The following is an 11,150-nucleotide window of genomic DNA, read 5'->3' as shown; positions in this document are numbered from 1 at the left end:
TCGCGTCGCTCATATGGCGCCTCCCGCGCTCGAATGTGTGAGCTTGACGCTCACGACATTGGCGCGCGGAGTTCAGGGGCGAAAGGCGCCGCAGCAAGAATGTGGACAACCATCCGGGCGACGGCGGCCTGTGGAAATCCCAACTACGAACGGGCGCGATCGAGTGCGCGCCGGAAGGTCCGATACCGCGAAACCTCGGCCGCGACCGGCCGGACGACCACCTCGTCGACGGTACGCTCCACCAGCTCGGACAACACCTGCTCGACCTCGGCGGTGCGCTCCCGCGCGCCGCGCCTGGCCGCCACCAGACCGACGAGCCCCAGGATCACGCCCACGGCCACGCCGCCCATCGCCATCAGCCACGCCACGGCCAACCCGCCGAGCCGCGGATCGGGAACGTCGAACGACAGGGACGACTCCCCCGCTGACGCGAGCGCCCACAGTCCACCGCCCAGCGCCGTGAGCAACGACAACCACTGCACGGCGTTGATCACCCGCCACCACGCCGGGCGGGGCTCGGTCACGACGCCGCTGGCGTCCACCGCGCTCTCCAGCGCCCCCGGGAACAGGTCTGCGGTCTGGCTCGCCTCGGCGCGGATGGAGTCTCGCCACGGCCCGGCCAGCGTCCCCGCTGCGGTATCGCCGAACTGGCGAATCGCTGCGTCCGAGCGCGCCCGCGGAACCGACGGCAGCTCCGGGCCTGTCGACGTGCTCGGCGCGGCACCGCGCAGGCGAGCGATCCAACGCGCCACCGGCCAGCTGGTGGCGCGCCGAGCCTGCGCGAGGTACGAGCGACCAGCCGACTCGGCGATGACGTCAGCGCCGAGCGCCTCGGTGACGGTCCCCACCAGCGCCGTTCGCGGCGTCCCGTCCGGATCACCGGGCTCACCTGCGCCGAGCGAATCGGCGACGAGCTCGGCATTCATCCGGGCCTCGGCCTCGATCCGTTCATCGACCGACCGGCGCTTGGTGACCGCGGTGCGGATGTGGTCGACCAACGTGTCGACGCCTTCGCCGGTCGCCGCGGAGAGGGCCACGACGGGCACCTGGTCGAGTCCGTCGTCGTCCAGCAAGTCGCGCAGGTCCCCCAGGCAGGCCGCCACGTCGCTACGCGGGAGCCGGTCGATCTGGTTGAGCACGACCACCGTCACCGCCTGATGCGACGACAAGGTCCGCAAGTACCGCTCGTGCATCGCGGCGTCGGCGTACTTCTGTGGATCGAGCACCCAGACGAACAGGTCGACCAACTCGACGAGACGATCGACGGTCGCCCGATGGGCCTGCTCGGTGGAGTCATGGTCGGGGAGATCGACGAGAACCAGGCCGTCGAGGTCGTCGGCGGCGCCGGAGTCCAGCACGCTCTCGCGGGCGACGCGGCGGCGCGAGGGCACGTCGAGCCAGTCGAGCAACGGCACCACGCCCTGCGTCCCCCACACACACGCCATCGGGTCCGACGTCGTCGGCCGGCGCACCCCGACATGGGAGATCTCCATCGCCGCGATGACGTTGAACAGCGACGACTTCCCGCTGCCGGTGGCGCCGCCCAGGGCGACCACGGTGTGTTCGACCGACAGGTCGTGCCGCTCGCCAGACCGGTCGAGCATCGCCCGTACCCGGTCGGCGAGGTCGTCCGGTAGCCGTTCGGCACCAGCCGACAACACTTCATCCAACGCGCTCAGCCGCTCCGGCAACGTCACCCGGTCCCGGTGGGGCCATGGGCTCATGCGGCGTCCTCCCGGGCCTGTCGTACGTCCTGCACGGCCGCCCGTAGGGTATCGCCGAGCCCGGCCTCGACCATCAGGCCACCCAGCCGGTCGGTGAACCGCGACGACTCCGTCGCGAGCAGCGCATCGATCCGTCCGGACAGATCGGCGAGTGCCTTCGCCGCGTTCCGGCGCACGACCTCCTCGCCGAAGATCTGCTCCAGCAGGCGCGGCCCTGGCGGCGGCGCGAACACGGCGACCATGAGCGCCACCCCGAGACCGGCGACGCCGGCGGAGATCCGGCGTGCTCCTGCTCGGTCTTCGACGTCCTCGGTGCGTATCAGTTCGACGACGACCTCGTGCCACTCGCGGACCACCGAGGCGCACCGCTCGGCGAAGGTGGACGCGACGCGAGACAGATCGTCGTCGCCGAGTAGTTTCTGCCCCGCTGGGCTACGCCGCCAACGCTGATCGGTCTGTTCCGCGGCGCGGTCGGCATGCTCGACGAGCATCGCGCACAGCGCTTGCTCCGCGGCCTGCCCGACGTCGAGCGCACGTTGCGGCCGGCCGCGCAGGAACGTCCGCAAGCGGTCGCGGACCCGTCCCCCGCGCGACTCCAGCGATCGAGCGAAATCACCGGTGTCGACAAAATCGTTCCATCGGGCCAGCAGGTCGCCATGCAGCAACGTCCCGTCCGAGACGGCTTCGCCGATGCGGCTGACGGCCTCGTCGTACGCGTCGGCGACCTCGGATTGCAGTTCGGCCAACACCTCACCTTGCCGGTCGGCGGCATCGGCCAGCCCGTCGGCGCGTCGCAGGACGTCGTCGACGGCGCCGTCGAGGGTCCGCCGCACCAGCTCACCTCGAGCGGCTTCATCGGTGGTGAGCCCATCGAGCCAGAGCCGCACAGCCTCCACCGCGCCTGGCGGCAGCACGCCGGACTCGTCGGGCTCGACCTCCTCGACCACCAGCAACGGAGCATCGCCCAGGCCACGCTCGGCGAGCAGGCCGGCCAAGTGACCGCGGATCTCACTCACCGCGTCAGCAGGTACCCGATCGAGGACCACGGCCACCGCAGTGCGGCGATCAGCCGCCTCGGCCAGCAGCTCCCACGGGGTGGCGTCGGCATAGCGGGCCGCCGTCGTGACGAACAACCACACGTCGGCTGCCGCCAGCAGCTGGGTAGCCAGCGTGCGGTTTCCGGTCACGACGGAGTCGACGTCGGGCGCGTCGAGTACGGCGACGCCGACCGGCACGCCGTCGTCGGCCACCACTCGTAGCGTGCCGTCGCTGTGGTCGTCGGCCTCGGCTCGCTCCAGATCAGGCAGCACCCGTGGCTGGGTGAACCATTCGCCGTCCCCGGGGTGATGAATCAGCACTGGTGTACGGGTCGTAGGTCGCCGGACGCCGGCCCGGCTGACCGGGCGGCCTACGAGAGAGTTGACCAGGGTCGACTTTCCCGCGCCCGTCGAGCCGCCGACGACCGCCAACAGTGGGGCGTCGGGGTGTTCGAGTCGGGGCACCACGTAGTCGTCGAGCTGGGCAAGCGTTTCACCGCGGGTGCGCCGCGCGTGTGCGGCGTCGTCGGATTCCAGTGGAAAATGCGCGCCCGCAAGGTGCCCACGCAGGGCGGCAAGAGCATCGCGAATGCTCGGCGGGGCGGTCTCCACCCAGGGAATCTTGCCCGCTGACAACGCCTGTGGCCAAGTGTCGTGGCCGCTTTGATGCCAATCGTTCACATGATCTCCGGCGGCTACGCCCCTGTCGCTGCTTTCCGGCCCGGCCTCCGCTAGTTTCGGACGCAGAATAGACCACGTCCGTTGGAGGTTCGATGTCGCTCGACCGGCCGACCGCGCCCGACCCTTACACGCTGCTCCCGCCCGTGGCGAGTTTCGACGTCCGCAGTGACGACGTCGCGGACGGCGAGACCCTCCCGGCCGCGCACGTCTTCAACGACTGGGGCATGCACGGCGACAATCTGTCGCCGCACCTGACCTGGTCCGGGGCGCCTGACGGAACCCGTAGTTACGTGGTCACTTGCTTCGACCCCGACGCGCCCACCCCCAGCGGCTTCTGGCACTGGGTGGTCGTGGATCTGCCGGCGACCACCTCGACGCTTCTGCGCGGCGCCGGAGCCGCCGACGGGTCCGGGCTTCCGGAGCCGGCCTTCAGCGTCGCCAACGACACCGGCGCCGTCGGATACAGCGGCGCGGCTCCCCCGCAGGGCGACATGCCGCACCGTTACTTCTTCGTTGTGCACGCCGTCGACGTGGAGACCCTCGGCGTGGGTCCTGAGGCGAGCCCGGCCGTCGTGTCGTTCAACCTCGTCTTCCACACCCTCGCCCGCGGCATGGTCGTCCCCGTCTTCTCCCACTGACGGTGTGAATGATCATGTTCACTTGGTGATTCCCAAGACCACCATGCGTGCACGGGTGGTGGTGCCGCAGGTCGCCTCGTGGTGCCCTCGCGCCGTGACCCGCTGAGCCTGATCAGGCAGGATGGACGACGTGACCAACCCGAGGATCGGACGACTGCCGACCGAGCCGGCGCTGACCCGGCCCGACCTCCTCGCCACACCGGTGAAGGCCGCCCTCGACGGCATGCCGCCCGACACCGCCTATGTCGCCGAGATCGACCCCAACTTCGCCGACACCGCGGCGTTCTGCGCGGCCTACGACGTGGCCCCCGAGGTCTCCGCCAACTGCGTCGTCGTCGCAGGTAAACGCGGCGGAGACGTACGCATCGCGGCCTGCATGGTCCTGGCCACCACCCGTGCCGACGTCAACAACGTCGTCAAGCGGCGCCTCGACGTGCGCAAGGCGTCCTTCCTGCCCATGGACGATGCCGTGGCCGCCACCGGGATGGAGTACGGCGGCATCACCCCGATCGGCCTGCCCGCTGACTGGCCGGTTTTGGTCGACCCGGCTGTCGCCGCGCTACCCTACGCGGTGGTCGGCAGCGGCCTGCGCCGCTCGAAACTCGCCGTTCCCGGCGACGTCCTCAGCACCTGGCCCGGCGCCGAGATCGTCGACGGACTCGGTCGGCCCGTACCGCAGGAATGATCCGGTCAGAATGGTCCCACCTGCGCCTGTAGCTCAGTCGGATAGAGCAGGAGCCTTCTAAGCTCTTGGTCGGGGGTTCGAGTCCCTCCAGGCGCGCCAGGTCAAACGGGGTATCAGCACCGCCCAGGCCCACGACCAACGCTTCGTGGTCGGTAATTGGGCGCGGTCTTAGAACAGCCCGTCTCACACCCGAGACGATTAGGGTTCACGCCAGTCACGCGGCGCAACTCCGATGCCGACGACGGTGCGAATCCAGCCGTTGACCACGAGCAGAGTGGTGAGATGTCCAACACGTTGTCCCACGCACCATCTACCCATTCCATCCGCTCAGCGACACGGTCGTCTACAACAACTGGTAGCCCAGTCAACTGCGCCAACGGCCGCATCGCGGCCAGCGTCCGACGTCGCGGACTCGAAATGAGTCGAGTCGGCCTCATGGCAGCGAGTGCAATGGCGGCAACGTCCGCTTGCGCTCGCCCTTCCGACGTCAGATCTGGGTCAAGAGGTTCGCGAATCTTGGTGCCGTGCTGGAAAAGAACCACCACTGACTGGGACACTTTCGGCACGCTACCACCACGGTGAAACCCCAAGTCGGGCACGAAACGGCCCACACGGCACGCGGAAAACCTGCTGGAGGATTTGGTGAACGACCCTCCACGTCATTCCGTCAGCGTCGCTGCGGCGATCGTGGACGACAACGGGCGCATGTTGGCGATCCAACGGCGCGACAACGGGCACTGGGAACCGCCCGGCGGTGTCCTGGAGCACGGCGAGACCATCGACGAATGCCTGCACCGTGAAGTACTCGAAGAGACCGGTCTCAACGTCGAGCCCGAGCGCCTTACCGGCATCTACCAGAACATGACCCGCGACGTCATCGCCTTGGTCTACAGCTGCCGTATCACCAGCGGCACGATCCGGACCACCGAGGAGTCCCAGGACTTCGCCTGGCTGACCACCGAGCAGATCACGGACCGCATGGACGAGGCCTTCGCCGTCCGACTCATCGACGCCCACCGCGACCCGGCACTCGGGCCCGCCACCCGCGTTCATGACGGCGTCGAGCTCCGAGCATGATCAGCGGCCAGGATGACCGCGCCAGCGACGCCGATCGCCACCCCCGCAACCACCTGCAGGAGATCGACGAAGGGAACCATCCCGGTCGCCGGCACAGAATCCACCGCACCGGTGAGCTTGGTGAACAGAAGGACCAACGAGTACGCACCGGCCTCGAGGGTGGCGCCACCTCCGATCCAGGCCAACGCCACCGGAACCCAGATACGCGTCCGTCTCGGTCGCCCTACGGCAAGCATGAGGATCCCCACGGCCGCCGCGACAGCGAACACAGCCGATGCCCCATCGGTGAGTTGCTCCGCCACACCACGGCTCTCGCCCGAACTCGGCAGGCCCCATGCCGCGCCCAGACTCCACGGCAGGCGAGCCACGGACACGACCACGAGCAGAGCCGCCGTGCCCCAGGCGATCGGCACGAGCGCGGTCCGGGACGGTCCAATCAGGCGATCCGAGAGGTGCCCGCTGAACACATACGGCCAGCGCTCCTTGGCATACAGCACGAAGCACGAGGCGATGCCGACTGCTTGGGCGCCGAAGCTGAGATACACCAGCGGCCCCACCCACGGAGCGAGCGAGTCGTCACCAACCGGCGCCAGGTCTGAGACCACCGAGGCCGCGATCACCGGACCCGTGATGACGAACGGCGCCAACAGCCCCGTCCCGATCCACGCCGGAACGAGAACCAGCCACGCCGGTACCCGCAGACCCCACTGGTGGGTGAACGCCAGGAGGATCGCGATCGCGGTCAGTTCCATGACCGCAGTCACGATGTTTCCGCCTCGCACCACCGAGGCGTCCAACGGGGACGTCTCGGTGATGCCGTTGGTCGACCCGGCGATCCACGTCAGCTTGAGGATCAGATAGGGCTGGACCGCCGCCACGGCGAGGTATCCGATGATCAGCCGGGCGCGGCCACGGGGTCGCGGCGTTGCGGACGGATGCGCGATGACGTCGCCCGAGGTCCGGGCCGTTGTATCCAGTGGCGTGCTCATGCTCCGAAGCTAAGGGCGTGCCCCGCCGCGCCCCTCACCCGCGTGGGGGAGCTAATCCCCTGGATGAGTGGGCAGCGGCATCCCGTTTCGGATGTGTTGGAGCTCATCCAGCAGCATCATGATCTGTTCGTCCATCTCGACATTGATCATGAGAATGCTGATCGTCCCGTCGGGATCGATGAAGAAGTCGGTGCCGAACCCGCCGGACCAGCCGATGCGCCCCTGGTAGGGGCCTTCGGTCGTGATCTGGACGCCGTAGCTCCAGCCGGTGCCGTCCCAAAATCCGGGGTAGAAGCTGTCGGGCGTCTTCGCCGACGCATCGACCTGATCTGTCGTGAGCTGTGCCAACGTCTGCGCGGAGAGCAACTTGCCGTCGACGAGGGCACGCGCGAAGGCGTGATAGTCGGCCAGGGTCGAGACGAGTTCGGCATGGCTCTCGTCGAACGGGGCAGGTCCGGTGTGGAATCCGGAGCCTGCCGCTTCGACCAACTGAAGCCCGTCCGGCGTTCGGCGAAAAGCGGGCACGAGGCGATGCGACTCGGAATCGGGCACCCGGAAGCCGGTGTCGGGCATGCCGACGACGTCGAAGATCTCGCGCCGCAGGACCTCCGCGGTGGTGGCTTCGGTGATGCGACCGAGCAGGATGCCCAGAAGCTGGTACGAGAGGTGATAGCGCCAGCCCTCGCCTGGCTGGTGCGCGAGCGGCAGCTTCGACACGGCGGCCAGCCAGGCGTCGGCTCCGCGGTCGGCGGGTTCGTTGGACGGGGCGAGCCCGGCGTCATGCAGCGCCGCCTGAAGGGGCGACTCGGTCGCGATGACACCGTAGCCGGACTGGTTCGTCAGCAGGTGGCGCAGCGTGATCGGACGAACCGCGGCGACGGTGTCGCTGAGGGACGCGGTGGGATGTGTGAGCACGCGCCGGTCGGCGAGTTCGGGCATCCACCGTTCGATCGGCTCATCCAGCGCGATAGCACCCTGTTCGACGAGGCGAAGCGCAGCGACGGCAGTGATCGGTTTGGTCATCGACTGGATCCGGAAGATGGCGTCGGTGCGAATCGGTGGGCCGCCGGGCTCGGCCGACCCGACGCCGACCGGCTTCAACTCGTGCCCGAGTGATGCGACGGCGCCGGGGATCGTGCCCTGGTCGACATGACGGTCGAGGAGACGCTGGAGTGCGGAGATCACGCGACCAAGGCTAGATGTACGACGATGACCGGACAGTGGCCGCCGTCCAGATGACACCGCTCAGTGAAAGCCGGCGTCCGGGGCCAACGACGTCGTCGGCCCCGACGTCAAGAACTGCTGCAGTCCAGTGATGTCGTCAGTGTTGAGGTAGTCGACGCCGGCCGCCAACAGCTCGCGCCACAGCACCTGCCGAGCCGGCGCCGGGAGATCCGGTGTGGCGTAGAACCGCACCCGTGTACCGGCGGCATGGGCCTGCTCGACCATGGCCGACAGCTTCGCTCGTTCGGCCTCCGGCATCGGCCCGACGCCCTGCCAGGTGAAGTGCTTGTTCCAATTCTCGCTGACCATCGGCATGAAACCGGCCGGGAGCCGACGGTCGAGATCGCTGAACCGGCCGTCGTAACCCGCGTAGCGGACGGGTTGCGCCAGCATCGTCTCCAGCGGGCGCTCACCGCTGATCACGACGGTGACCGCCCCTGGTGCGACCTGATCACCGACGTACGTGGTCAACATGTCGCGGTAGCGGCGCAGCATGCGGTGCACTTCGGCGTAGGTCGCACCGGCAGGACTCTTGATGTCGATGACCAGCCGCAGCGAGCCGCCCCACTCCGGATACACGGCTCCGTCGTTGCCGCGCACGATGTCGTGCAACGGATCGAGGTAGAGCGACTCCAGCGTGCGATCGGGTTCGAGCTCGTCGGCGTCGTGCGCCACCAATAGCTCACCGTCGACCAGCCAGACGTCGGCTTCCACGCTGCCGAAGCCGTGGTCCAACGTGTCGAACAGCGCGCGATTGCGTTCGTGGTCATTGTGCGTGTGCGCTTGTTCGAGCGGGTCCGGCGCATCGCCGTCCACCGCGCTGGCCGTCGATGCGGCGGTGGCCACCACAGCCCCGGCCAACGGCGCGGCGACGGTGCGGCGGATGAGCGGGCCGGCGCGAGGAAGAACACGCATACAGATCGAACGTACGTCAATCCATGATCATCGGCGATCCTCCCGCCAGCAGCGGCGCGAATGCCCGATGATCGTGGCGGACCAGGATGCCCCCGTACGACGATGCGGTGGCGGACTACCCTCGTCCCCACTTCCCGTCGTGTCGAGACCGCCGCAAGGAGATCGGGTGGCGAAACGCCGTCACGCCGGCAGGCGCGCTGCCGGACGCTCGACCACCGGACGCTCGACCACCGGACGCCGAGCTGCCACCGACCGCACGGCCACCAACGACGACGATCTCGCCCCGGTTCCCGCAGTCCCGTCGGTGCGCGAGGTCGCCGTGTACGTCTCGCTCGCCGTCGTCGTCGCTGTGATCGTCCTGACGGTCAATGGCCGGCCGTGGTGGCACGCCGCGGTCGTCGTGGTCGGCGCGGTCGTCGCCCTCGCGGCCCTCGCGATGTTCTCCGGCCGCACCGGGACCCAGCGCAAAGCCGGCCGGGCAAGACGCCGCGGCGGGCGCGCTTAGGTCATTGCCCTTAGGGTGGTCGACGTGGGTAACGATCGAATGGTGTGGATCGACTGCGAGATGACCGGGCTCGACCTCGAGCACGATGCCCTGATCGAGGTCGCTGTGCTCGTGACCGACGGCGAGCTCAACGTCCTCGGTGACGGCGTCGACGTGGTCATCCGTCCGCCCGACCTCGCCTTGAAGAACATGAGCGACGTCGTGCGCGAGATGCACACCGCGAGCCGGTTGCTCGACGTGCTGGAGGACGGCATCACCCTCGAAGAGGCCAGCGCACGGATCATGGAGTACATCAAGGCTCACGTGCCCGAAGCCTCCAAGGCCCAGCTGGCCGGCAACACCGTGCACATGGATCGCCTCTTCCTCGCGCGCGACCTGCCCGAGGTGGAGAGCTACCTGCACTATCGCAACATCGACGTCTCGTCGATCAAGGAACTGGTGCGCCGCTGGTACCCGCGGGTGTACTTCGCCAGCCCGGAGAAGACCGGAAATCACCGGGCGCTCGGCGACATCAAGGACTCCATCAACGAGCTGCGTTACTACCGCGAGACGGTGTTCGTGCCCCAGCCGGGACCCGACACCAACGAGTCACGGGCAGCCGCGGTGTCGGTCACGAACGCCGCGGCGTCCTCGTCCAGTCCGAGCGATGAGACGTCCGGCTGACCCGTTCTCGTCCACGGGCACGGGCACCGTATACTAGGGCGGCCGTGTCCGTTGCGGACGCGACATGGTGGCTGTAGCTCAGTTGGTAGAGCACCTGGTTGTGGTCCAGGAAGTCGCGGGTTCAAGTCCCGTCAGTCACCCCATGGTGGAGGCGAGGTTCCGAACCTCACACCGGAGGAGCCACTCTGGTCGCGGTTCGAACCTCGCCGTCTTTTTGGCTTCAGCGCGGCCAGGCGATCAGTCGTGTGCCAGTCTGATCACCGAGCGCGACAGCGGCGACCGCACGGCCGAAGTCGGCGTAGCTGATGGCGTGCGTCGTGAACACGGACTCGTCGGTCGATGGCGCCGTCGCCTGCCAGTGCCCCCGTGCCGGGCCGTGCGGCTGGTACGCCGGGGGCGGGATCAGATACGCCCACGCCTCGCCCGCACGACCCGATTCGAGGTGATCGCGCAATGCTGCATGCGCGCGTCCGCGCGGCAGGGTCGGGGACGGGAAAGTGGGATGCTCCCAGAACCGCGCTCCCCCAGGCAGGCGGAGGGCCCCAGCCCCGCCGACGGTCACCATCCGCGGGGGATCATCGCCGTTCGTCGCGATGCTCGCGGTGACGAGACGGTCGTGCAGGCAGACGAGTGCGGTCGAGTCGATGTCCTCGCGGAGCCGGATCGCGTTCACCACGACATCCACACCGTCCATGGCTCGTCGAAGGCTGACGCCGTCGGCGATGTCCACCACCTGCGGGAGGAGTGATGCCGCGGTGCCGGCGAGGCGGTTGCCGTCGGCTGGAGCGCGGAGCGCGGCGGTGACCTCGACGGTGTCGGGCAGAGCGGCGAGGAGAAGGATGCGCGTCATGCGGAGACCTCCATCGTGGATGTGCGGGTCAGCCGGGCGAATCCGGTGAGGCCGGCGACGGCGACCGCCATGAGCGCCGCGAGGCCGCCGAGCAGGATCGGGAAGTCCACCTGCAGCGTTGCCGTGAGCGGGCCGAGGCTCGCGCCGAGGAAGAGCACGAAT

12 protein-coding genes and 2 tRNA genes are annotated in these 11,150 nt (G+C 68.6%); 7 read left to right on the top strand and 7 right to left on the bottom strand.

What is annotated here, in order from left to right; translation table 11 throughout:
- Positions 1-143: 143 nt before the first annotated feature.
- The gene (locus tag M6444_RS10015) at positions 144-1,724 is read right to left on the bottom strand and encodes a GTP-binding protein (RefSeq protein ID WP_298326352.1); all 1,581 of its coding nucleotides are present in this window, start codon (positions 1,722-1,724) and stop codon (positions 144-146) included.
- Positions 1,721-3,373, bottom strand: coding sequence for a GTPase (locus M6444_RS10010; protein WP_298326349.1), 1,653 nt, complete (start codon positions 3,371-3,373; stop codon positions 1,721-1,723). Before M6444_RS10010 ends, M6444_RS10015 begins: the two co-directional genes overlap by 4 nt.
- Positions 3,374-3,534: 161 nt before the next feature.
- Here M6444_RS10010 and M6444_RS10005 point away from each other — a divergent pair, with 161 nt between their 5' ends.
- The 3 genes from M6444_RS10005 (at position 3,535) to M6444_RS09995 (ending at position 4,864) form a co-directional block, all read left to right on the top strand.
- Positions 3,535-4,080: a YbhB/YbcL family Raf kinase inhibitor-like protein gene (locus M6444_RS10005; RefSeq protein WP_298326345.1), complete on the top strand. Its 546-nt coding sequence runs from the start codon at positions 3,535-3,537 to the stop codon at positions 4,078-4,080.
- Between the two features lie 145 nt (positions 4,081-4,225).
- Positions 4,226-4,765, top strand: coding sequence for a YbaK/EbsC family protein (locus M6444_RS10000; protein ID WP_363326312.1), 540 nt, complete (start codon positions 4,226-4,228; stop codon positions 4,763-4,765).
- A gap of 22 nt (positions 4,766-4,787) precedes the next feature.
- Positions 4,788-4,864: transfer RNA gene (locus M6444_RS09995), tRNA-Arg, on the top strand.
- A gap of 14 nt (positions 4,865-4,878) precedes the next feature.
- Here M6444_RS09995 and M6444_RS22970 read toward each other — a convergent pair.
- On the bottom strand, positions 4,879-5,307 hold the full coding sequence (locus tag M6444_RS22970; protein ID WP_363326311.1) for a histidine phosphatase family protein: 429 nt from the start codon (positions 5,305-5,307) through the stop codon (positions 4,879-4,881).
- Between the two features lie 97 nt (positions 5,308-5,404).
- Between M6444_RS22970 and M6444_RS09990 the strand changes: the two genes are divergently transcribed.
- Positions 5,405-5,842 (top strand): NUDIX hydrolase, encoded by a 438-nt coding sequence (locus tag M6444_RS09990; RefSeq protein WP_363326309.1) that lies wholly within the window; start codon positions 5,405-5,407, stop codon positions 5,840-5,842.
- Here the strand turns inward: M6444_RS09990 and M6444_RS09985 are convergent.
- From M6444_RS09985 to M6444_RS09975, 3 genes are read right to left on the bottom strand one after another with little or no spacing between them, the layout of a single operon-like run.
- Positions 5,815-6,831 carry a hypothetical protein gene (locus tag M6444_RS09985; RefSeq protein WP_298326336.1) on the bottom strand — a complete coding sequence of 339 codons (1,017 nt, stop codon included), beginning with the start codon at positions 6,829-6,831 and terminating at the stop codon, positions 5,815-5,817. The genes M6444_RS09990 and M6444_RS09985 overlap by 28 nt on opposite strands.
- Positions 6,832-6,882: 51 nt before the next feature.
- Complete coding sequence (locus M6444_RS09980) at positions 6,883-8,016, bottom strand: serine hydrolase domain-containing protein (RefSeq protein ID WP_298326334.1); 1,134 nt, start codon at positions 8,014-8,016, stop codon at positions 6,883-6,885.
- A gap of 60 nt (positions 8,017-8,076) precedes the next feature.
- Complete coding sequence (locus tag M6444_RS09975) at positions 8,077-8,970, bottom strand: phosphatidylinositol-specific phospholipase C/glycerophosphodiester phosphodiesterase family protein (RefSeq protein WP_298326332.1); 894 nt, start codon at positions 8,968-8,970, stop codon at positions 8,077-8,079.
- 166 nt (positions 8,971-9,136) lie between these two features.
- On the opposite strand from M6444_RS09975, the gene M6444_RS09970 reads away from it, so the two are divergent.
- From M6444_RS09970 to M6444_RS09960, 3 genes are all read left to right on the top strand, one after another.
- Positions 9,137-9,475, top strand: coding sequence for a hypothetical protein (locus M6444_RS09970; RefSeq protein ID WP_298326330.1), 339 nt, complete (start codon positions 9,137-9,139; stop codon positions 9,473-9,475).
- Positions 9,476-9,514: 39 nt separating this feature from the next.
- On the top strand, positions 9,515-10,138 hold the full coding sequence (orn, locus tag M6444_RS09965; protein ID WP_363326310.1) for an oligoribonuclease: 624 nt from the start codon (positions 9,515-9,517) through the stop codon (positions 10,136-10,138).
- 67 nt (positions 10,139-10,205) lie between these two features.
- Positions 10,206-10,281: transfer RNA gene (locus M6444_RS09960), tRNA-His, on the top strand.
- A 77-nt stretch (positions 10,282-10,358) separates the two neighbouring features.
- Here M6444_RS09960 and M6444_RS09955 read toward each other — a convergent pair.
- A complete protein-coding gene (locus M6444_RS09955; protein WP_298326323.1) occupies positions 10,359-10,988 on the bottom strand; it encodes an NAD(P)H-binding protein in 630 nt (209 codons plus the stop codon).
- Positions 10,989-11,150 lie beyond the last annotated feature (162 nt).

Origin of the sequence: Haloactinopolyspora sp. (assembly GCF_027324685.1) — a bacterium.
Classification (GTDB): Bacteria; Actinomycetota; Actinomycetes; order Jiangellales; family Jiangellaceae; genus Haloactinopolyspora.
Note: the sequence above shows the minus strand (reverse complement) of the source record. Positions and strands in the feature narration are given on the sequence as shown.